Raw genomic sequence first — 20,902 nt, forward strand, 5'->3', positions numbered from 1 at the left:
TTTCATCGTTAAGAGAAAATAGCATGAGCAATATCAAAGTAGTTGAAGGTGATTTTTCCGCGTCAGCAGGTAAGTACGCGTTGATCGTTAGCCGTTGGAACAGCTTTGTTGTAGAGAGTCTGAAAGACGGCGCATTGGATACTTTGCGCCGCCACGGCATCAAAGATGAAAATGTCACCATCTATTACGCTCCCGGCGCTTTTGAATTTCCATTGACTGCACAAAAAATTGCAGCGAAAAAAGAATTCGACGCGATCATTGCGTTAGGTGCAGTCATTCGCGGTGGCACACCGCACTTTGATTATGTTGCGGGCGAGTGCGTTAAAGGTTTAGCTCAGGTTTCCTTGCAATATGGTGTGCCCGTAACCTTTGGTGTACTGACTGTTGATTCAATCGAGCAAGCAATTGAACGCTCGGGCACCAAAGCGGGTAACAAAGGTGTTGAGGCTGCTTCCACCGCACTGGAAATGGTTTCCCTGTTTGGGAAAATATAACGCCCGTTACGATTTAATTGTTGTTATTTTTATTTCATGCCCGTGCACGCGGGCATTCAAGTTCTTTATCAGGTAATTGTTCATGACTACTCCTTCAGGTCAAGCCGGAGCATCCGCGCAAAAAGGCCACACCGCTGCAACCCGCCGTATGGCTCGTCACTACGCGATGCAAGCGCTGTATCAATGGCATATGACCGGTAATTCGCTCAACTCAATCGAAGCAGAATTCCGCACCGATAACGATATGAGCAAAGTGGATGTGGAATATTTCCACGATATCCTCCACGGTGTGCCTGAACATTTAAGCGAACTTGATGCTGTTTACGAACCCTTTCTGGTTGATCGCTCACTGGCAGAATTGGATGCAATCACTCGCGCGTTGCTGCGTCTTGCCACTTACGAATTTAAATTCCGTATTGATGTTCCATACAAAGTAGTCATTAACGAAGCTGTTGCGTTGGCGAAAAAATTTGGCGCAGAAGACAGTCACAAATTTATCAACGGTGTGTTAGATAAAACGGCCGTGGTATTGCGCGCATTGGAAGTCAACGCCGAACGCAAAAGCCGTTAATTGTTCGGGCGATTGTCCGTCGCTCTTCGTTCCAAAGGCGATTCAACTCTTCTAAAACGGCTTAATTTTTTAAAAAGACGTAAAAGTGCCCAGTGAATTCCAACTGATCCAACAATTTTTCCAGCGCGAGCAAGCCGAGCAGCCTGCCGAAGGCGTGTTGCTGGGGATTGGTGATGACTGCGCACTTTTGCAAATCCCCGCTGGAAAGCAACTAGCAGTATCGGTCGATACGCTGGTTGCTGATGTACATTTTCCCAGGGATGCTGATCCCGAACTAATTGCCGAGCGCGCATTAAGAACCAATTTAAGCGATCTCGCCGCTATGGGCGCAGATCCGCTCTGGTTCACACTTGCACTGACCCTACCGGAAGCCAATGAAGACTGGCTGCGCAGTTTTAGTCGTGGGTTATTTAAATGCGCGCGCGCATACGGCATTGCACTGGTTGGGGGGGATACGACATCAGGCCCCTTATCGATTACGATCCAGGTGATGGGTGCAACCCAACCGCAACACACACTGCGGCGCGATGGTGCCAATATTGGTGATTTTGTTTTAGTGACCAATTTTGTGGGTGACGGTGCAGCTGCATTGGCCGCAATTCAAAATACCCAACAATTTACCGATGAGCATACAGACTATTTGCAGCAACGTTTTTATCGCCCAACACCGCGTTTGGCTGAGTCTGCATTAATTCGTGAACTCGCCAGCAGTGCATTGGATATTTCTGATGGTTTGGTTGCCGACTTGCAACATATATGCGATGCAAGTGATTTGGGGGCGGTGATTGATGTCGAAAACTTGCCGCTATCACCTGCGCTAAAATCTTTAAACAATGATGCGCAAGCTTACCAATGGGCGCTCAGTGGTGGCGATGACTACGAACTGTGTTTTACGGTTCAGCCTGAAAAGATGGCTGATATCGCCATGTTAATTGCGCAGGGAGAATTACAAGCCACAGTGATTGGGGAAATGATCGCGGGCGGTGAAGTCATCTGTGAGTATGAAGGCGCACCATTCAAGGTGGCCACAACGGGATATCAACATTTCTAATGACGACACCCACTTTTAAACAATTGTTTAACAATCCCAACCACTTGTTTGCGTTTGGATTTGGCAGTGGGCTTGCAAAAAGGGCTCCCGGCACCTTTGGCACACTTGCAGCGATTCCGTTTTTTTTGCTATTGCAAAATTTATCCTGGCCAGTGTATTTGAGTTGGTTAATAGTGACCTTTGCATTAGGTGTGCTCTGGTGTGACCGCTCATCCCGGGCGCTAGGAGTGCACGACCATGGTGGCATTGTGTGGGACGAATTTGTCGGCTTCTGGATCACTATGTTTATGGCGCCGACTGGTTGGCTGTGGATACTCATCGGGTTTGTGTTGTTTCGGTTTTTTGATGTTCTGAAGCCCTGGCCAATCAATTGGCTGGATAAAAAAGTGCACGGGGGTTTCGGCATAATGATCGATGATGCGCTCGCCGGGATTTATGCGTTCATTTTTTTACAATTGGCAGCTCTCTGGTGGGGCGTTTCATTGTTCGGATAGGGAGGTCGCATGTTGTATTACTGGTTGAATCTTTCGTTGATTGCGTGTGTTTTTTTTGCTGCTCAGGTGAAAGCGATGGATTTGCAGGTAAAAATGTTGGCAAAGGATGCCGCGCTAATTGTTGTTGATGGTAAGCAGCGCATGTTACGTGTAGGCGCGGTCAGCCCTGAAGGAGTTAAGTTGGTATCAGCAGATGGTCTTCATGCAGTAGTTGATGTGGCTGGCAAGCGAGAAACATTGAAGTTAAATCGAAAAATCTCTACACAATTTATTCAGGCGGAAAAAGCGGAAGTGCGTATAGCCTCCGCAGAAGGTGGACATTACTTTACGCAGGGGAAAATCAACGGCACTTCAGTTAAGTTTATGATTGATACTGGTGCGACTGGTATTGCAATGAATTACCGTGAAGCTGAAAAAATTGGTATTGACTACCTTGCGGGAACTCCAATTTCTGTGAGAACGGCGAATGGTGTTGCGCAAGCATACGCGGTTGTTCTGAATCGTGTTTCCGTGGGCGATATTGAGCTTAATCAGGTGACCGCAGCTGTCAGCACAACAGAGTCACCGGAGGTGATTCTATTGGGCAATAGTTACCTGGGTAAAGTGAATATGTCCATCGCTAACGGTGTGTTAGTTCTTACAGAAAAGTAAATGTAATGAATAAGCAGTTAATTTTTTAGTGTGCTCTTTTTGTGAAAGAGTAATTGAGGTCTTCAGTGACAATTCGATTTATAGAGTCCTGTAAATTGCCAACTCCCTTTGGGGTGTTTGTGATGCATGGTTTTACTGATGTTGAAACAGATAAAGAGCATGTTGCGTTAACAATGGGTGATATTAATGACCCTGCACCTTTGCTTGCCCGTATTCATTCCGAGTGTCTTACTGGTGATGGATTATTTAGTCTGCGATGCGATTGTGGCCCGCAGTTACAGGCTGCGATGCACAAAATTGGTGTTGCTGGGCGCGGCGTAATTTTTTATCTGCGTCAGGAAGGGCGCGGAATTGGCTTGCTGAATAAAATCAAAGCCTATCATTTGCAAGATCAAGGCGCAGACACCGTTGAAGCAAATGAGCAATTGGGTTTTGGTGCAGATATGCGCGATTACTCCATCCTCAAGCCCATGCTCGAACATCTCAATATCAAAGCTTTAAAATTGCTCACCAATAATCCACGTAAAGTAAAAGCCTTGCAGGATATGGGCATCAATGTAGTGGAACGCATCCCGCATCAAACCGGCCGCAATCCTCACAACGCAAAATACCTTGAAACAAAAGCAGGTAAGCTTGGCCATTTGTTTAATAGTGAAGACGACGAATAATGTTTAATTTTTTTGCAATGATCTTTTATCGAGAGTAAGACAATGACAAGAATAGCAATCGCCGGTGCCGCAGGCCGTATGGGCAAGGCGTTGATTGAAGCCACACAAAAAAATCCACAAACCACATTGGGTACTGCAACCGTGCGTGCAGGTAGTTCACTGGTGGGTGTGGATGCCGGTGAGCTGGGTAATGTGGGAAAACTCGGTGTAACCCTGGTAGATAACATCGCCGATGTAATCGACCAATTCGATGTGTTGATCGATTTCAGCTCGCCGCTCGCGACACTCGATCATGTAAAAATTTGCGCAGCGCACAATAAGCCTATCGTCATTGGTACCACCGGATTCAGTGCCACAGAAAAAGCGGATCTGCTCTCCTATCAAACACAAATTCCTTTGCTGTTATCGGCCAATTTTTCTACCGGTGTAAACCTGTGTTTTAAATTGCTCGATTTAGCCGCGCGGGTATTGGGCGATGAATATGATGTTGAAGTCTACGAGGCGCATCATCGTCATAAAGTTGATTCACCTTCCGGCACTGCGGTGCGTATGGGTGAAGTACTCGCGAATGCATTGGAGCGCGATTTGGATAAAGTGGCGGTTTATGGTCGCGAAGGCCAAATCGGTGCGCGTCCGCGCGATACTATTGGTTTTGCGACTGTACGCGGCGGCGATGTAGTGGGTGATCACACAGTGATGTTTATGGCTGATGGAGAGCGTGTGGAAATTACTCACAAAGCATCAAGCCGTCTGGCATTTGCCAACGGCGCCGTGCGCGCAGCAGTATGGTTGCAACAACAAAAATCCGGTTTGTTTGATATGCAGGATGTGTTGGGTTTGCGATAAATTTAAAATCAACTTTCCAGAAAATCGCTCAGGGAATTAAAGAATGGCTGGTTCCAGTTTATTAGCATTGCTTGATGATATTGCTACAGTGCTCGACGATGTGGCGGTTATGACCAAAGTCGCTGCGAAAAAAACAGCCGGTGTACTGGGCGATGATCTAGCGCTCAATGCACAGCAAGTTGCGGGTGTGCGCGCAGAACGCGAGTTGCCCGTGGTATGGGCGGTTGCCAAAGGTTCTGCGCTCAATAAAGCGATTCTGGTTCCCGCCGCACTGTTGATCAGCGCATTTGTTCCCTGGTTAATTGTTCCACTGCTGATGATCGGTGGTGCTTATTTGTGTTTTGAAGGATTTGAAAAACTCGCGCACAAATATTTCCATTCCAAAGCAGAGGATTCCGCACATCATCGCGAATTGATCGAAGCCGTTGCCAATCCGGAGGTGGATATGGTCGCTTTCGAAAAAGATAAAATTAAAGGCGCTGTGCGTACGGACTTTATTCTTTCGGCAGAAATCATCGTTATCGCTCTTGGATCGGTAGCTGCTGCGACTTTTGCCAAGCAGGCCGCAGTGGTCGTCAGTATTGCGGTATTGATGACTGTGGGCGTCTATGGGTTTGTCGCATTGATTGTGAAGTTGGATGATATAGGCATGCACCTGTGCAAAAAGCCCAACCCAGTTGCACAATTTTTCGGAGATTTTTTACTGGCCGCTGCTCCGCGCCTGATGAAGCTCTTATCCGTATTGGGTACTGCGGCGATGTTTATGGTCGGCGGCGGTATTGTGACGCACAGTATTCCTGTTATTCATCATTGGATTGAGCATGCCACTGCCGCAACTGAACCAGTGGGTTGGTTGACTTCATCGGTATTGAACGGAGTCGCTGGCGTGGTCATTGGTGCGCTGGTGCTAGCAGTGGTGAGTTTGATTGGGAAGTTGATTCGTAAAGGCTGATACTGGCCCGATTCGGGTAGATTCCCATGGACAGGCGCGGGCGAGTCCCGTAGAATCCGCAGCCAGATTGCGGCCACCTCAAGTGGCTCTGCACAAAGAATACAAAACGGTTCGCACAAGAACATAAAAAAGCGAGATGAGATTAGAGTTTCATCTCGCTTTTTTACAACCAAACGTTTTACAGTCAGATTAATTTTGCCTTTTAACTCAATGACTTATCGCGATGCTCACTTCATAAGTGTCAATGCGACTGACTTTTTGAGCCTGAAGAAACTGAACGTCTGTGCGATTTGGATGACGAACCTACAACGATTTATTAGCTTGCTTTAAGGGTATCCCGCAGGGTTAGTAACTGCAGGTGTTCTCCAAGCCAAAACCCAACCAGCTCAGGAGGTTGTTTTGACTACTCAGGAATCCCTTCCTGCCCCGAAGAAGGCCATTTTGGTCCTTGCCGATGGTAGTGTTTTCCGTGGTATCGCAATTGGTGCTGAAGGTTTATCCGTTGGTGAGGTGGTGTTTAATACCGCAATCACCGGCTATCAGGAAATCCTTACCGATCCATCCTATGCCCAGCAAATTGTTACCCTCACTTATCCCCATATCGGCAATACCGGTACCAACAGCGAAGATGAAGAATGCGAGCGTATTTGGGCCACTGGCCTGGTGATTCGCGATTTGCCTTTGTTAGCCAGCAGCTTCCGCAATCAGGAAAGCCTTTCCGATTACCTCAAAGCGCGCAATGTGATTGGCATTGCCGATATCGATACCCGTCGCTTGACCCGCATCCTGCGCGACAAAGGAGCTCAAAACGGCTGTTTGATGGCAGGAGATGAAATCGACGAAGCCAAAGCTCTCGCCGCTGCCAAAGCGTTTGGTGGATTGAAAGGCTTGGATCTCGCCAAAGAAGTGACCGTAAGCGAGTCATACACCTGGAATGAAAGTAGTTGGACTTTGGGCGAAGGCCACAAAGCCTTAAACGGTGCAAAAAAGTTCAAAGTAGTGGCTTACGATTACGGCGTGAAGCGCAATATTCTGCGCATGCTCGCAGACCGCGATTGCGAGCTAATTGTTGTGCCCGCTAAAACCACGGCTGCCGAAGTACTGGCAATGAATCCGGACGGTGTTTTCCTCTCCAATGGCCCTGGCGATCCTGAGCCATGTACATACGCCATCGAAGCGATTAAAAATATTCTGGAAACTGATACTCCCGTATTTGGTATCTGCCTCGGTCACCAATTGTTGGCGCTGGCCTCGGGTGCCAAAACCATCAAGATGAAATTTGGCCACCACGGCGGCAACCATCCGGTACAGGATCTTGAATCCAAACGCGTGATGATCACCGCGCAGAACCACGGTTTTGCGGTGGAAGAATCCAGCTTGCCCGCAAACCTCAAGGCGACACATAAATCCTTATTCGATGGTTCCTTGCAAGGTATTCATCGCACCGATAAGGCCGCGTTCAGCTTCCAGGGTCACCCTGAAGCCAGCCCTGGCCCACACGATGCCGATACCTTATTCGACCACTTTATTGAATTGATGCAAGCGCGCAAGGCGTCCTAATCGGAGCAGACATGCCAAAACGTACAGACATAAACAGTGTATTGATTCTCGGCGCTGGCCCGATCGTAATCGGCCAGGCGTGTGAATTTGACTACTCAGGCGCGCAAGCCTGTAAAGCCCTGCGTGAAGAGGGTTACCGCGTTATTTTGGTGAACTCCAATCCAGCCACCATCATGACCGACCCGGCGATGGCGGATGCAACCTACATCGAGCCGATTGAATGGCAAACCGTAGAAAAAATTATTGAAAAAGAACGCCCCGATGTAATCCTGCCCACCATGGGCGGCCAAACGGCGCTCAACTGTGCGTTGGCGCTTGCTAAACACGGTGTGTTGGAAAAGTACAATGTTGAGTTGATTGGCGCGAAAGAAGAAGCCATCAACATGGCAGAAGACCGCAATTTGTTCGACCAGGCGATGAAGCGTATTGGCCTTTCATGCGCTCGCGCGAAAATCGTTCATACCTTGGAAGAGGCGAAAGAAGCACCGAAAGAATTCGGTTTCCCATGCATCATTCGCCCGTCATTTACCATGGGTGGTTCCGGTGGCGGTATCGCTTACAACTGGGACGAGTTCGAAGAAATTTGTACGCGCGGTTTGGATCTGTCACCGACCAATGAACTGCTGATTGATGAATCCCTGCTCGGTTGGAAAGAGTACGAGATGGAAGTTGTGCGTGATAAAAATGACAACTGCATCATCGTCTGTTCGATTGAAAACTTTGATCCGATGGGCGTGCATACCGGCGACTCGATCACCGTTGCTCCAGCGCAAACTCTCACCGATAAGGAATACCAAATCATGCGTAATGCATCGATTGCGGTATTGCGTGAAATCGGTGTGGAAACGGGCGGTTCCAACGTGCAATTTGCGGTGAATCCAGTTGATGGCCGCATGGTGGTGATTGAGATGAACCCGCGTGTATCGCGTTCATCAGCACTTGCATCCAAAGCGACGGGTTTCCCGATTGCAAAAATCGCTGCCAAGTTGGCGATTGGTTATACCCTCGACGAATTACAAAATGAAATTACCGGCGGCGCAACACCGGCATCATTTGAGCCATCGATCGATTACGTCGTTACCAAAGTGCCACGCTTTACCTTTGAAAAATTCGGTGACGCTGATGCGCGTTTAACAACGCAAATGAAATCCGTTGGTGAGGTGATGGCGATTGGTCGCACTTTCCAGGAGTCGCTGCAAAAAGCATTGCGCGGTTTGGAAGTGGGCTCTGCCGGTTTTGAATCCAAAGTGGATTACACCACCGAAGAAGGCGCAGCAAAAGTTCGTCGCGAATTGACGACTGCTGGTGCAGAGCGTATCTGGTATCTCGGTGATGCGTTCCGCATGGGCATGAGCGTCAATGATGCATTTAATCTGTCAAAAATCGATCCTTGGTTTTTGGTGCAAGTCAAAGAGTTGATCGATATCGAGCAGTCACTGCGTGGTAAATCACTCACCGATCTCGATGCAGACAAATTGTTCCAGCTAAAGCGCAAAGGTTTTTCTGACAAGCGTTTAGCTTTGTTGGTAGGCGCGACTGAAAAAGCAGTGCGTCATCATCGCCAGGGTTTAAATATTCGCCCGGCGTACAAGCGTGTTGATACCTGCGCGGCGGAATTCTCTACCTCGACTGCTTACATGTATTCGACTTACGAAGAAGAGTGTGAAGCTAACCCGAGCGATAAGAAAAAGATTTTGGTTATTGGCGGCGGCCCTAACCGTATCGGTCAAGGTATCGAGTTCGATTACTGCTGTGTACACGCCGCATTAGCGATGCGCGAAGACGGTTACGAAACCATTATGGTTAACTGTAACCCTGAAACCGTATCGACCGATTACGACACGTCTGATCGCTTGTTCTTCGAGCCGGTGACTCTGGAAGACGTATTGGAAATCGTCCACAAAGAAAAACCGGTTGGTGTGATTGTGCAATTCGGTGGCCAGACGCCGCTGAAATTAGCGCGTGCATTGGAAGCGGAAGGCGTACCCATTATCGGCACCAGCCCGGATGCTATCGATAAAGCGGAAGACCGCGAGCGCTTCCAACAAATGATCCACAAGTTGGGTCTGTTGCAGCCGCCAAATGCGATCGTTCGTTCGCTGGAAGAAGCATTACTTGCCGCTGATAAAGTTGGCTATCCATTGGTAGTTCGCCCGTCTTATGTATTGGGCGGCCGCGCGATGGAAATCGTTTACAAAGAAGATGAGCTGCGCACCTACATGCGCACCGCCGTACAAGTATCGGAAGATGCGCCTGTTTTGCTTGATCACTTCCTCAATAATGCTATCGAAGTCGATATTGATTCTGTGTCTGATGGCCAACAAGTTGTGATCGGCGGCATCATGCAACACATTGAACAATGTGGCGTTCACTCCGGTGACTCGGCTTGTTCGCTGCCACCTTACTCGCTACCTGCCGATGTGCAGGACGAAATGCGCGAGCAAGTAAAACAAATGGCAATTGAGTTGGGCGTTATCGGTTTGATGAACACCCAGCTCGCGTATCAAGATGGCAAAATTTATGTCATCGAAGTAAATCCGCGTGCATCGCGCACTGTGCCGTTTGTGTCCAAATGTATCGGTGTGTCGCTGGCGAAAGTTGCTGCACGCTGTCAGGCAGGCACCTCTTTGGCGGAGCAAGGCTTTACCAAAGAAATTATCCCAACCTATTTCAGCGTGAAAGAAGCGGTATTCCCGTTCAATAAGTTCCCGGCCGTTGACCCGATCCTCGGGCCAGAAATGAAATCGACCGGTGAGGTGATGGGCGTGGGCGACACCTTCGGCGAGGCCTATGGCAAATCCCAATTGGGCGCGAGCAACCGTATTCCTGCAACTGGAACTGCGTTCCTGAGTGTTCGCGATATGGATAAAGATGGTATTGTCGGCGTTGGCCTGGATTTGGCGAAGCTTGGTTTCAAACTGGTTGCGACGCGCGGTACCGCCGCAGTATTAGCCGCAGCAGGTCTGGACGTGCAGATCGTCAATAAAGTTCAAGAAGGCCGCCCACATATTGTGGATATGATCAAGAATGATGAGATCGACTTAATCCTCAATACCGTTGAAGGCCGTCAGGCTACGCGCGATTCATCATCCATTCGCCGCAGTGCCGAAAATCACCGTGTCTATTACAACACCACATTGGCTGCAAGTCAGGCTGTATGTATGGCGCTGAAACAAGGTCAACATATTGAAGTGCGCCGTTTGCAAGATTTGCATCAGCGCCTGAATAAATAAGGATTGTCCATGAGCACCAAGTTCCCCATGACTAATCAAGGCGCTGAAAGATTAGCGCTTGAATTGGAAGACCTGAAAAAAGTACAGCGCCCGCGCATCGTTAACGCGATTGCCGAGGCGCGTGCCCACGGCGACTTGAAAGAAAACGCTGAGTATTCTGCCGCGCGTGAGCAGCAGAGTTTTTGTGAAGGCCGCATTCAGGAAATTGAAGGCAAGCTTAGCAATGCGCAAATTATTGATGTGACCAAAATCCCGCATACCGGCAAAGTGATTTTTGGCACTACCGTTACCATCATTAATCTTGATACTGATCAGTCAGTGACTTATCAGATCGTGGGCGATGACGAGGCGGATGTAAAAGCCAATAAAATCTCGGTCAACTCACCGATTGCGCGCGCATTGGTGGGGAAGGAAGAGGGTGATGTGGTGGTGGTCAGAGCACCGGGCGGCGATGTAGATTACGAAATCGATAAAGTAGAGCATATCTAGCTGATCCAGGAATTATCACCCATAAAAAAACCGCCATTTAACGGCGGTTTTTTTATGGGTATTTGGCTCTGTGATCTTAACGCTGCACATTAGAAAGCTTGGGATTGGCTCTTTTATTGTGGCGATAGAGTAAAACTACTTTGCCAATTTCCTGAATCAGTTCAACATTGGGCAGGGCTTCAAGCTCGGCGACGACTTCTTTGCGTTCGTCGCGCTCGGCAATGGCCAGCTTTACTTTGATCAGCTCATGGTCATCTAACGCACGATTGAGTTCGGCGAGTACGCCATCGCTCAAGCCATTACCGGCAATGGTGACAATGGGATTAAGCTTGTGGCCAATAGTACGAAATTGTTTTTTACGCTCAGGATTAATCGGCATAAACTTACCTTAAGGATTGGAAGAAATAATGGTGGTCATTCTACTCCATTCTGCGTCCCGACGTTTGGATTTGCCTGGCTGGTTGCCTTAGTTTTACTACTAGGCGTATGTGGATTTACAAGTCGGGGCTTGCAATTTGAGCACCAGCCCCCAAATGACTTGCATAGATAAGTTTGTCTGGCGGCTCGTCTAAGGTATCCTGATTGTTCGTATTTCAAGGTGATGAATGCTACCTTGAAAGTCAGATTCAGGCGTCAAAAAGGCGTTAAGCTATGAAAAATTCGACGATTTCAACTGGTAAATGTGCAAGTATCTGTTATCGGTAAACCATAGCTAATATTACTAGCCTATCGATTGGGCGTTTATTGCCAGCCATTAATAAATTTGATGTAACTGTGAGGAATTTTCCTTGAACGATATAACCAAGAATCTCGTGCTTTGGCTGGTCATTGCCGTAGTCCTTTTCAGTGTCTTTGAGGGCTTCAACAAGCAATCTACCAGCAACACGCTCAACTACTCCGATTTTATCTCCAGTGTGCGCGATGATCGGGTGCAGGAGGTAACCATTGATGGTTTGGTTATCGAGGGGATCTATAAGGACAATACCACCTTTAAGTCTATTCGCCCCAATCTGCAAGATCCCAAGTTGATTGACGACCTTTACAACCACAATGTAGTGATTAAAGGGCGCGAAGTTGAGCAGCCAAGCCTGTTGAACCAATTGCTGGTCGCCAGTTTCCCTATTTTGATCATTATTGCAGTCTTCTGGTTCTTTATGCGTCAGATGCAAGGTGGCGCTGGTGGTAAAGGCGGCCCTATGAGTTTTGGTAAAAGTAAGGCGCGTCTGCTCGGTGAAGATCAAATCAAAACAACCTTTGCCGATGTGGCAGGGGTCGATGAAGCCAAAGAAGAGGTGCAGGAACTGGTGCAGTACCTGCGCGACCCCACCAAGTTCCAGCGTTTGGGTGGCCAGATCCCGCGCGGCGTATTGATGGTGGGCCCACCAGGTACCGGTAAAACCTTGCTGGCCAAAGCCATTGCTGGTGAAGCAAAAGTCCCTTTCTTTTCAATCTCCGGTTCTGACTTTGTTGAGATGTTTGTCGGTGTAGGCGCAAGCCGTGTACGCGACATGTTTGAGCAGGCCAAGAAGCAGGCGCCGTGCATTATTTTTATCGACGAAATCGATGCCGTGGGTCGTCATCGCGGCGGCGGGCATGGTGGTGGTCATGATGAGCGCGAACAAACCCTGAACCAATTGCTGGTGGAGATGGATGGTTTTGAAGGCAACGATGGTGTAATCATTATCGCTGCAACTAACCGTGCCGATGTGCTGGATAAAGCGCTGTTGCGCCCAGGTCGTTTTGACCGTCAGGTTTATGTTGGTTTGCCGGATATTCGCGGCCGCGAGCAAATCCTGAAAGTCCACATGCGAAAAGTACCATTGGAGGATCGTGTCAGTGCATCAGTTATCGCACGCGGTACTCCGGGTTTTTCCGGTGCTGAGCTGGCTAACCTTGTCAATGAAGCGGCTTTGATGGCAGCGCGTGGCAACAAGCGTTTGGTCACTATGGAAGACTTCGAAAAAGCGCGCGATAAAATCATGATGGGTGCTGAGCGCAAATCCATGGTGATGAGCGAAAAGGAAAAAGAAAACACTGCTTATCATGAGGCTGGGCACGCCATTATTGGCTGTGTAGTGCCAGAACATGATCCGGTGCATAAGGTGACTATTATTCCTCGTGGCCGCGCATTGGGTGTTACCCAGTATCTGCCCGAGGAAGACAAATACAGTTACAGCAAACGCTCACTGGAGTCGCGTTTGTGTACGCTTTTCGGCGGACGCATCGCAGAAGAAATGACTTTGGGAATCGATGGCGTTACTACCGGTGCGTCGAATGATATCGAACGTGCTACCCAGCTGGCACGCAATATGGTGACCAAATGGGGCTTGTCCGCTAAGTTGGGTCCACTGCATTACGGCGAGGAAGAGGGCGCTTATCCGGGCATGGCGACACAACAATACTCTGATGACACTTCGCGCAATATCGATGAAGAAGTGCGCCGAATTATTAATGACTGCTATGCACGTGCTACCAAAATTCTTGAGGATAACCGCGATATTCTGGAAGCGATGAAAAATGCCCTTATGGAATATGAAACCATCGATGCTGAACAGGTTGCTGATTTGATGGCGCGCCGTAAAGTGCGCCCGCCGCGCGAGTGGAATGATGATGATTTCAACAGCCATTTGCGCGATAAGGATGCCTCTGGGGAAACCCCGGCAGGCCCTATAGGTGGCCCAGCTAACACGCATTAATTTTTTGTATTTTTGCCAATAATAACCCCGGGCTTGCTCGGGGTTATTGTTTTTCCCTCTATCAGTTTTAATCACCTCAAAAATAGCTTAGGCATTTGAATGCAATCCCATCCAGATAAAACCCTTCTTATTTGCGGTAGACATCAACTTGATCTCACTCGCCCTGTAGTGATGGGAATTCTCAATACTACGCCGGACTCCTTTTCCGACGGAGGCAGCTATTACACCGGCAGCGCGCTGAATCTGGATCTGGTTGTGCATCGCGCAGAACAGATGATGGCAGAAGGCGCGCAGATCATTGATGTTGGCGGGGAATCAACAAGGCCAGGCGCCGCAACAGTATCTGAGCAAGAAGAGTTGGATCGTGTTGCCCCTGTGGTCGAGGCATTGGTTGATAAACTGGGTGCATTAGTCTCGGTCGATACCAGCACCGCGAGTGTGATCACCGAATCGGCAAAAAAAGGTGCAGGATTGATTAATGATGTGCGCGCACTTCAGCGTGACGGTGCATTGCTTGCTGCTGCTGCTAGCGGTTTGCCTGTCTGTTTGATGCATATGCAAGGGCAACCTGACAGCATGCAGCAAAACCCACACTACGATGATGTGATAGCAGAAGTGAGTGATTTTTTACACGCACGTATAGCGGCTTGTCATGCACAGGGTATTCCTTCAGAGCGAATTATTCTCGATCCCGGGTTTGGCTTTGGTAAAACACTCGCGCATAATCTCGCGCTTTTACGGCGCTTGCCGGAGTTGGGTGACTGGGGTTATCCCTTGTTGGTGGGTATGTCGCGCAAGTCCATGGTCGCGCAGTTGCTCAATCGTCCGGTTGATGGGCGTTTACCGGGCAGTTTGGCTTTGGCAATGCTGGCAGCTGAACGCGGCGCTGCCATTATCCGTGTGCATGATGTTGCTGCCACGGTAGATGTATTAAAGGTTCTCGCTGCTGTGGTTGAATAATCGCAGCGCATTTTTTTGTTAGCGGAGTAAGGAATTATGTCTCGCAAGTATTTTGGCACTGATGGTATTCGCGGTTTGGTGGGCGAGTTCCCAATCACTCCGGATTTTATGCTCAAGTTAGGTTGGGCGGCTGGCTGTGTACTCAAGGATCGTTTTGATGGCCAAAACATGATTTTGATCGGTAAAGACACGCGTATTTCCGGTTATATGTTTGAATCTGCATTGCAGGCTGGATTGATTAATGCCGGCGTTGATGTCGGCTTGCTTGGCCCTATGCCCACCCCTGGTGTCGCTTATCTCTCACGAACATTTAAGGCTCAGGCCGGAATAGTGATCAGCGCATCTCACAACAGCTATGTCGATAACGGGATCAAGTTTTTTGGTGGCAATGGCAGCAAGCTTCCCGACGAATTGGAAACCCTGATTGAAGCGCAACTTGAAAGACCCATGTCCACCGGCGAAAAGCTGGGTAAAGCTCGCCGTATTGCGGATGCATCGGGTCGCTATATTGAGTTCTGCAAAGGCACTATGCCGTGGGGATTTAATCTCAAAGGGATGCATATCGTTCTGGACTGCGCAAACGGTGCAACCTACAACATCGCACCTGATGTATTCACCGAATTGGGTGCCCATGTCACCTCTTTGTTTGTTGAACCTAACGGCACCAATATCAATCGCAGTTGCGGCTCCACTAAACCTGAAGCACTGCAGGAAAAGGTAGTTGAGCTGGGCGCTGATATAGGTATCGCGTTTGATGGCGATGGCGACCGCGTAGTGTTTGTGGATCACAAGGGTGAATTAGTTGATGGCGATGAGCTGCTCTACATCATTGCCGCATATCAACAGGAATATGCGGGCGGTTGCGATGGTGTGGTCGGCACTTTAATGAGTAACTTCGGCTTCGAGTTGGGGCTTAAAAAACTGAATGTCCCTTTTGCGCGCGCTAAGGTGGGTGATCGTTACGTTATCGAGATGATGCGCAGCAACGGCTGGCGATTGGGAGGCGAGAACTCTGGTCACATCGTGTGCAGCAATGTCACCACTACGGGTGATGGAATAATTGCAGCCTTACAAGTGCTGCTTGCTGTAACCACAATGGGTGATTCTTTACATCGCATCAAGAAGGGGATGAACAAGCTGCCTCAGGTCATGATTAACGTACATATATCAAAGCGTGTTGATCTGGCGAATAATGACACCGTTCAAGCAGCAGTAAAACTGACGGAAGAAAAGCTCGCGGGAACCGGACGCGTTCTTCTGCGCCCTTCGGGCACTGAGCCTGTGGTGCGGGTAATGGTTGAAGGAGAGGATAAAAAACAAGTTAAAGAGTTGGCTCAAGAGCTTGCAGCGACGGTAGAGGCCGCGCTCAGCTAATATTAACGGGAATGCAATTTGTTAATAAAAAGAGTGATGACAAATCAGCGCTCAAAAATCGGCCAAGGCGCAGATTTTATATTCAGATGCTCGGTGCTCAGGGCAATATTGCCGGTTGTATCGTAAAAAAACGGATAAAAATCAGGGTGTAAGCGAAGATTGGGTTGTATGTTCAAATCTTCTTAGCTAACATTGGCGCCCGCTTTGGGGGAGGTATTGCTGTTGAACAAAGCAAGTAACGCCAAGCGTCGCCAACTGGTGGTTGGCAATTGGAAAATGAATGGAAACCTGCATGAAAATGCAGACTTGTTGGTCAAGGTTGTGGCTGGTTGGCAAGGTGAGCATAATGCAGATGTAGTTATCTGCCCACCGTTTCCTTATTTAATACACACTGGAAGTTTGTTGTCTGGTTCAGCGATATTGCTGGGTGCACAAACCACAAGTGAGCATAGTAAGGGGGCTTACACAGGCGAAGTTTCAGCATCAATGCTTGCAGATTTGGATTGCAAATTTGTAATAATTGGTCACAATGAGCGCCGCCGACTGCAGGGTGAAACGGATGAGCAAGTTGCTCGCCAATTTATAGCTGTACAGCAAGCTGGTTTAATACCGATACTCTGTGTAGGTGAATCTCTAAAGGATCGCGAACAGGGGCGTCAGTTAGAGACTATTGGCCGGCAGCTCGATGCGGTCTTTGCGCATACAGGTAAAGATGTATTCAATAATGCCGTGCTTGCGTACGAACCTGTATGGGCTGTAGGGACCGGCAAGACAGCTACACCTGAGCAAGCAGAAGAAGTGCACCGTTTTATGCGTGCACAGCTGGGTGAGTTAGCTGGGAAAGTCAGGATTTTGTACGGTGGTAGCGTCAAAGCGCACAATGCACAACAGTTGTTTGCATTGCCCGATATAGACGGTGCCTTACTTGGCGGCGCATCTTTAGACGCTGACGAGTTTTTAGCAATCTGTAGGGCTGCTGATTAATTTCATCAGCTAAACACCAAGCGCTCAAGAGAGCTTTGCAATGGAAAAACTGGTACTGATTATTCATTCGCTTGCGGCACTGGCTATTATTGGCTTGATTTTGCTGCAGCAAGGTAAGGGCGCAGCAGCAGGCGCATCATTTGGCGCTGGAGCTTCGCAAACTGTATTCGGCAGTGAAGGGAGCGGTAATTTTTTCACTCGCGCAACTTGGATTATTGCAACCGTGTTTTTTTGTACTAGCTTTGGTTTGGCAATTATTGCGAAAAATCATTCAAAAGTAGCAACGCAGGGTATAGTTGTCCCCGCTGTGCAGCAACAAGAAGTCCCCTCTGCTTCCGATGTGCCTGCCAGTGAAGTACCTGCAGCGGCTGCATCTGATGTGCCAGCTGCGCGAGCTGAAGTTGCTCCAGCGTCTGTAGATGCAGCCGCTCAAACAGAAGCAAAGAAAGAGTAATTTTAGAGTTAATGCCCCGGTGGTGGAATTGGTAGACACGCTATGTTGAGGTCGTAGTGGCGAATGCTGTGCCGGTTCGAGTCCGGCCCAGGGCACCAAATTAAAAGCGCTCACAAGAGCGCTTTTTTTTCGTCTGTAATTTGATGGTTTGTGTAGCTAACTCTCCCTGCGGGTAATTGATGACCAATAATTTCTCCAACCAATATTTGCAATTGCGTGCACAGCGTTTGGCTGAATCCACTCGCGAATTTCTTGCGCGTGGTAAATCGGTTGTGCGCTGTGAGCATTGTCAATTAGCTGCATTTGCCTGTATATGTCCGTGGCGCCCGGATTTGGAGGCGCGCTGCGAGTTTGTATTGTTGATGCATCGCAATGAGGTATTCAAACCAACTAATACCGGGCGCTTGATCGCTGAGCTATTGCCGCAGCAGACTCATGTGTTTTGCTGGAGCCGCACGGAACCTGCGCAGGAATTGTTGGGTTTGTTGGGGGATTCCCGCCGCCGCTGTGTGATTGTATTCCCTGCTGATGCTAACGAAACGGGTTCAAAGCAGCGGGGTTTGGTAACTGAATTACCGGATGATGGAAAAATCACAACTTTTGTATTGTTGGATGGCACCTGGAAGCAAAGTGGCCGAATGTTTCATTTGAGCCGATGGTTGGAGGAAATCCCCTGTGTAGTCTTGCCTGAAGCTTTAGTGCGCGGCTATGCGGTGCGTAAATCTCATCAGGAGCATTATCTGTCTACCGCTGAAGCGGCTGGATTGTGTTTGGAGATGGCGGGCGAAGTGCGTGCCGCCAGTGCCTTACAGGATTATTTTGGATTATTTAATCTGCACTACCTAGCAACGCGCGGGGCAGTCGCCCCCGTCATTGGCGAGTTGCATGAACGGATGGCGGCTTACAAAAAGGCTTGATATCTGCCTGGTTTCCGCAGGGTTATAAGCCAAATGCCGCTGTGAGCTGTAGCTAATTTCCTACAACATTCATTGAATTTTGCGACTATCGTCACTCCCCAACTTGCTTGAAAATGGCTTCTAACAAGGAGGTCGTCAGGGAAGGTAGGTTGACCAAGCAGGGTCAAGGGAAGCGCCTAATTCATAGCGCCATTTTCATTTAATCAGGTCATGCTCACGAGTGGCGATTCCACGATTCGGAACCGGATGTTCCGAATCTGGTAAGCAAAACGAAAACGGGATCAGTCGGCGACTGATCCCGTTTTCGTTTTACTGTTGTACATTTTCGCTTTGTGCTTTCAGCTCAGTACCACTGGCTTTTTGTTGCATGAAGCCGCGCACCCTTCCTAATAAAAAGCTTTGGTGATCCTGTTCGACTAACTTGGGTTGATCATCGATTAGTAGCTGTTGGTAATCCACTACTTTCTTGCGCATGGCGACTGCTCTGTGCAACTCCCTCGCTTGCAGTTGCCCCGCATCAATCGGTGCGAAGAAAAGATCTAGTACGGGCAGTTGTTTTGCAGCAAAAATGGTTTCCAGTTCCTGCTTGATGATTGGCTCTTGTTGCTGGAGGTTGGTGACAATAAGGGCTTGTAGTGGTCCATCAACAACTGTTGTATCGCGGCTGTTATCCTTAATTTTCGGGGCTAGTATCTGCATAATCTGAAATGCCAAGCTGTTGTCGGTCAGTACTACCGTGTTGAGTTGACCCTTTTCTTTTAAGAAATTAAACGCCGCATCGACATAAGTGGCGATTAGCGCATCGCGCGCAACGCTTGAAGAGGTTGCGGTGGATGAGCTTGGTACACTGCTGGAGGCGGATGCCGCCGCCGTCTCTTCGGGGGGTGTTTCCGCTGCAGCTTCAGTATCTGCAGCGGCGCTTGATAAGGATGCGCTCGCCGATGCTGAACTAGGCCGGGCGGGAATTGCCGCCAGATAACGTTGTGGCAGGCTAATCGCCAGAGTTTCCCATCCGTAGCGCGGCAGGTTCGCGCGCAGGTTCTCCAGAGTGGGCGGCCAGAGTTGGGGGTTTTCTGCCGCATGGAGCAGGATCAATACGCCGAGCGTTTTTTTAGCCTCAGTCGGGCGATAAAGCGCAAGAATTTTTCCGTGTTCAGTCTCCAACCATTGCGCCTCATCATTCATGGCGGCGGCGATCAAACTTTTATCGCGAATATCGCGCGATGGGTAAAGCGGAGCTTCGGATGATTTGCTAATCGAGCTGATCGCACTGCTTGCGGTAGAGGATTCGGTGTTTTCTTCCGGCTCCTGCGCGATCGCAGCCAGGGGTGACAGGCAAAGGGCAAGCAGGGCATGCGCTAATCGCGGGCGGCGGTTAATAAATCTCATTGGCCATGGGCCGGTGTTCGCAGGCATGGTTTGGCTCTTTAGTGGGTTTTGGTGGCAAACCTTATCACGTAGAATGCGGGCTGCCATTTATCAATATCGGGACATTTATGCAGAACTTTAAGCGAGATTACAAAATAGCACCTTCAATCCTTTCGGCGGATTTTGCCCGTTTGGGTGCTGAGGTAGATGCAGTACTCGCTGCTGGTGCCGATATCATCCACTTCGATGTGATGGATAACCACTATGTCCCCAATCTGACTGTCGGCCCTATGGTCTGCGAAGCCCTGCGCAAATATGGAATTACGGCTCCGATTGATGTGCACCTGATGGTCGAGCCGGTGGATGATTTGATCGTCCAGTTTGCCGATGCAGGTGCGACCTACATCACTTTCCATCCGGAAGCCTCGCGCCATGTAGATCGTTCGCTGCAACTGATTAAGGATAAGGGCTGCAAAGCGGGTCTGGTGCTCACTCCCGCCAGTTCTCTCGACAATATCAAGTATGTAATGGGTAAGCTGGATATGCTGCTGTTGATGTCGGTTAACCCGGGTTTCGGCGGTCAGACGTTTATTCCCTATATCCTCGATAAGCTGCGCGAAGCCCGCGCGCTTATCGATGCCAGTGGTTTTCCTATCCGTCTCGAGGTTGATGGTGGGGTTGGTCTGGCGAACATTCGCGAAGTTGCAGAAGCCGGTGCCGACACCTTTGTCGCAGGTTCGGCGATCTTTAATGCGCCCGATTACGCTGCGGTTATCGCCCAAATGCGCGAGCAATTGGCTTTGGTTAAATAGCCGCTCCTTTGCGGGTTAGGCGGCGTCCAGAGGGTAGGCACAGGCGCTTTATTTCAGTACACTTGCTCGAAGCTCAAACAGGAATCATCCTCGTGAAACACGCAACCTTATTTACAGAGTGCGCTACCCACCTTGCCGCCCGATGGCGTCGCTAGTTCATCTCGCTTTGGCAACATCTTCATTGATTTTGCACTGAGCCTGCCTTTCCCTGTTTGCGCATAGGCTATCTGTTCATAGATGTTTAAAAATGATTTTTCATGAACACTGCTGCGCAAATACAATATTGATAAAGATAAAAGCTTGCCCCTTCGTCTGGCGAGCATAAAGG

21 protein-coding genes and 1 tRNA gene are annotated in these 20,902 nt (G+C 49.1%); 19 read left to right on the forward strand and 3 right to left on the reverse strand.

The features are described from left to right. The first annotated feature begins 23 nt into the window (after positions 1–23). From ribE to greA, 11 genes are all read left to right on the forward strand, one after another. The gene (gene ribE / locus B4E62_RS20500) at positions 24–494 is read left to right on the forward strand and encodes a 6,7-dimethyl-8-ribityllumazine synthase (RefSeq protein WP_310073279.1); all 471 of its coding nucleotides are present in this window, start codon (positions 24–26) and stop codon (positions 492–494) included. Positions 495–576: 82 nt separating this feature from the next. Beyond that, on the forward strand, positions 577–1,065 hold the full coding sequence (gene nusB, locus B4E62_RS20505; RefSeq protein WP_331353367.1) for a transcription antitermination factor NusB: 489 nt from the start codon (positions 577–579) through the stop codon (positions 1,063–1,065). Between the two features lie 85 nt (positions 1,066–1,150). Continuing rightward, on the forward strand, positions 1,151–2,116 hold the full coding sequence (gene thiL / locus B4E62_RS20510; protein WP_331353368.1) for a thiamine-phosphate kinase: 966 nt from the start codon (positions 1,151–1,153) through the stop codon (positions 2,114–2,116). Beyond that, positions 2,116–2,610 (forward strand): phosphatidylglycerophosphatase A family protein, encoded by a 495-nt coding sequence (locus tag B4E62_RS20515; RefSeq protein WP_331353369.1) that lies wholly within the window; start codon positions 2,116–2,118, stop codon positions 2,608–2,610. The genes thiL and B4E62_RS20515 overlap by 1 nt, the downstream gene beginning before the upstream one ends. A 9-nt stretch (positions 2,611–2,619) precedes the next feature. Next, positions 2,620–3,261, forward strand: coding sequence for a retropepsin-like aspartic protease family protein (locus B4E62_RS20520; RefSeq protein ID WP_331353370.1), 642 nt, complete (start codon positions 2,620–2,622; stop codon positions 3,259–3,261). A gap of 65 nt (positions 3,262–3,326) precedes the next feature. Further along, positions 3,327–3,929, forward strand: coding sequence for a GTP cyclohydrolase II (ribA, locus tag B4E62_RS20525; RefSeq protein WP_331353371.1), 603 nt, complete (start codon positions 3,327–3,329; stop codon positions 3,927–3,929). 42 nt (positions 3,930–3,971) lie between these two features. Continuing rightward, a complete protein-coding gene (dapB, locus tag B4E62_RS20530; RefSeq protein WP_310073288.1) occupies positions 3,972–4,775 on the forward strand; it encodes a 4-hydroxy-tetrahydrodipicolinate reductase in 804 nt (267 codons plus the stop codon). Positions 4,776–4,818: 43 nt separating this feature from the next. Continuing rightward, the gene (locus tag B4E62_RS20535; RefSeq protein ID WP_331353372.1) at positions 4,819–5,727 is read left to right on the forward strand and encodes a DUF808 domain-containing protein; all 909 of its coding nucleotides are present in this window, start codon (positions 4,819–4,821) and stop codon (positions 5,725–5,727) included. 399 nt (positions 5,728–6,126) lie between these two features. Next, the gene (carA, locus tag B4E62_RS20540; RefSeq protein ID WP_331353373.1) at positions 6,127–7,287 is read left to right on the forward strand and encodes a glutamine-hydrolyzing carbamoyl-phosphate synthase small subunit; all 1,161 of its coding nucleotides are present in this window, start codon (positions 6,127–6,129) and stop codon (positions 7,285–7,287) included. 11 nt (positions 7,288–7,298) lie between these two features. Then, the gene (gene carB / locus B4E62_RS20545; RefSeq protein ID WP_331353374.1) at positions 7,299–10,520 is read left to right on the forward strand and encodes a carbamoyl-phosphate synthase large subunit; all 3,222 of its coding nucleotides are present in this window, start codon (positions 7,299–7,301) and stop codon (positions 10,518–10,520) included. A 9-nt stretch (positions 10,521–10,529) separates the two neighbouring features. Then, the gene (greA, locus tag B4E62_RS20550) at positions 10,530–11,009 is read left to right on the forward strand and encodes a transcription elongation factor GreA (RefSeq protein WP_310073297.1); all 480 of its coding nucleotides are present in this window, start codon (positions 10,530–10,532) and stop codon (positions 11,007–11,009) included. A 76-nt stretch (positions 11,010–11,085) separates the two neighbouring features. Here greA and B4E62_RS20555 read toward each other — a convergent pair whose 3' ends face one another. Further along, on the reverse strand, positions 11,086–11,388 hold the full coding sequence (locus tag B4E62_RS20555) for a YhbY family RNA-binding protein (RefSeq protein WP_133684458.1): 303 nt from the start codon (positions 11,386–11,388) through the stop codon (positions 11,086–11,088). A gap of 409 nt (positions 11,389–11,797) precedes the next feature. Between B4E62_RS20555 and ftsH the strand changes: the two genes are divergently transcribed. From ftsH to B4E62_RS20590, 7 genes are all read left to right on the forward strand, one after another. Beyond that, positions 11,798–13,705 (forward strand): ATP-dependent zinc metalloprotease FtsH, encoded by a 1,908-nt coding sequence (ftsH, locus tag B4E62_RS20560; RefSeq protein WP_331353375.1) that lies wholly within the window; start codon positions 11,798–11,800, stop codon positions 13,703–13,705. Positions 13,706–13,804: 99 nt separating this feature from the next. Next, a complete protein-coding gene (folP, locus tag B4E62_RS20565) occupies positions 13,805–14,665 on the forward strand; it encodes a dihydropteroate synthase (protein ID WP_310073302.1) in 861 nt (286 codons plus the stop codon). 36 nt (positions 14,666–14,701) lie between these two features. Further along, positions 14,702–16,039, forward strand: coding sequence for a phosphoglucosamine mutase (gene glmM / locus B4E62_RS20570; protein ID WP_310073303.1), 1,338 nt, complete (start codon positions 14,702–14,704; stop codon positions 16,037–16,039). A 222-nt stretch (positions 16,040–16,261) separates the two neighbouring features. Then, a complete protein-coding gene (tpiA, locus tag B4E62_RS20575) occupies positions 16,262–17,023 on the forward strand; it encodes a triose-phosphate isomerase (protein WP_310073304.1) in 762 nt (253 codons plus the stop codon). A 40-nt stretch (positions 17,024–17,063) separates the two neighbouring features. Beyond that, positions 17,064–17,477 carry a preprotein translocase subunit SecG gene (gene secG / locus B4E62_RS20580; protein WP_331353376.1) on the forward strand — a complete coding sequence of 138 codons (414 nt, stop codon included), beginning with the start codon at positions 17,064–17,066 and terminating at the stop codon, positions 17,475–17,477. Positions 17,478–17,490: 13 nt separating this feature from the next. Continuing rightward, positions 17,491–17,575: transfer RNA gene (locus B4E62_RS20585), tRNA-Leu, on the forward strand. A gap of 81 nt (positions 17,576–17,656) precedes the next feature. Beyond that, entirely contained in the window at positions 17,657–18,394 is a 738-nt protein-coding gene (locus B4E62_RS20590) for a tRNA-uridine aminocarboxypropyltransferase (RefSeq protein ID WP_331353377.1), read from the forward strand. A gap of 309 nt (positions 18,395–18,703) precedes the next feature. Here the strand turns inward: B4E62_RS20590 and B4E62_RS20595 are convergent, their stop codons facing one another. Continuing rightward, positions 18,704–19,810 carry a DUF3530 family protein gene (locus B4E62_RS20595; RefSeq protein WP_331353378.1) on the reverse strand — a complete coding sequence of 369 codons (1,107 nt, stop codon included), beginning with the start codon at positions 19,808–19,810 and terminating at the stop codon, positions 18,704–18,706. Between the two features lie 80 nt (positions 19,811–19,890). Here B4E62_RS20595 and rpe point away from each other — a divergent pair, with 80 nt between their 5' ends. After that, entirely contained in the window at positions 19,891–20,574 is a 684-nt protein-coding gene (gene rpe / locus B4E62_RS20600; protein WP_331353379.1) for a ribulose-phosphate 3-epimerase, read from the forward strand. Between the two features lie 107 nt (positions 20,575–20,681). Here the strand turns inward: rpe and B4E62_RS20605 are convergent, their stop codons facing one another. Continuing rightward, positions 20,682–20,897 (reverse strand): hypothetical protein, encoded by a 216-nt coding sequence (locus B4E62_RS20605; RefSeq protein WP_331353380.1) that lies wholly within the window; start codon positions 20,895–20,897, stop codon positions 20,682–20,684. Between the last annotated feature and the right edge of the window lie 5 nt (positions 20,898–20,902).

Origin of the sequence: Cellvibrio sp. UBA7671 (genome assembly GCA_002483145.1) — a bacterium.
GTDB lineage: Bacteria > Pseudomonadota > Gammaproteobacteria > Pseudomonadales > Cellvibrionaceae > Cellvibrio > Cellvibrio fibrivorans.

Excerpts from the sequence above, each read along its gene's own strand:
- B4E62_RS20590 (WP_331353377.1), top strand. The coding sequence starts at position 17,657 with ATGACCAATAATTTCTCCAACCAATATTTGCAATTGCGTGCACAGCGT.
- rpe (WP_331353379.1), top strand. The coding sequence starts at position 19,891 with ATGCAGAACTTTAAGCGAGATTACAAAATAGCACCTTCAATCCTTTCG.
- B4E62_RS20605 (WP_331353380.1), bottom strand. The coding sequence starts at position 20,897 with ATGCTCGCCAGACGAAGGGGCAAGCTTTTATCTTTATCAATATTGTAT.
- dapB (WP_310073288.1), top strand. The coding sequence starts at position 3,972 with ATGACAAGAATAGCAATCGCCGGTGCCGCAGGCCGTATGGGCAAGGCG.
- nusB (WP_331353367.1), top strand. The coding sequence starts at position 577 with ATGACTACTCCTTCAGGTCAAGCCGGAGCATCCGCGCAAAAAGGCCAC.
- glmM (WP_310073303.1), top strand. The coding sequence starts at position 14,702 with ATGTCTCGCAAGTATTTTGGCACTGATGGTATTCGCGGTTTGGTGGGC.
- B4E62_RS20520 (WP_331353370.1), top strand. The coding sequence starts at position 2,620 with ATGTTGTATTACTGGTTGAATCTTTCGTTGATTGCGTGTGTTTTTTTT.
- secG (WP_331353376.1), top strand. The coding sequence starts at position 17,064 with ATGGAAAAACTGGTACTGATTATTCATTCGCTTGCGGCACTGGCTATT.
- ribE (WP_310073279.1), top strand. The coding sequence starts at position 24 with ATGAGCAATATCAAAGTAGTTGAAGGTGATTTTTCCGCGTCAGCAGGT.
- greA (WP_310073297.1), top strand. The coding sequence starts at position 10,530 with ATGAGCACCAAGTTCCCCATGACTAATCAAGGCGCTGAAAGATTAGCG.
- B4E62_RS20535 (WP_331353372.1), top strand. The coding sequence starts at position 4,819 with ATGGCTGGTTCCAGTTTATTAGCATTGCTTGATGATATTGCTACAGTG.
- folP (WP_310073302.1), top strand. The coding sequence starts at position 13,805 with ATGCAATCCCATCCAGATAAAACCCTTCTTATTTGCGGTAGACATCAA.
- B4E62_RS20555 (WP_133684458.1), bottom strand. The coding sequence starts at position 11,388 with ATGCCGATTAATCCTGAGCGTAAAAAACAATTTCGTACTATTGGCCAC.
- carB (WP_331353374.1), top strand. The coding sequence starts at position 7,299 with ATGCCAAAACGTACAGACATAAACAGTGTATTGATTCTCGGCGCTGGC.
- B4E62_RS20515 (WP_331353369.1), top strand. The coding sequence starts at position 2,116 with ATGACGACACCCACTTTTAAACAATTGTTTAACAATCCCAACCACTTG.
- B4E62_RS20595 (WP_331353378.1), bottom strand. The coding sequence starts at position 19,810 with ATGCCTGCGAACACCGGCCCATGGCCAATGAGATTTATTAACCGCCGC.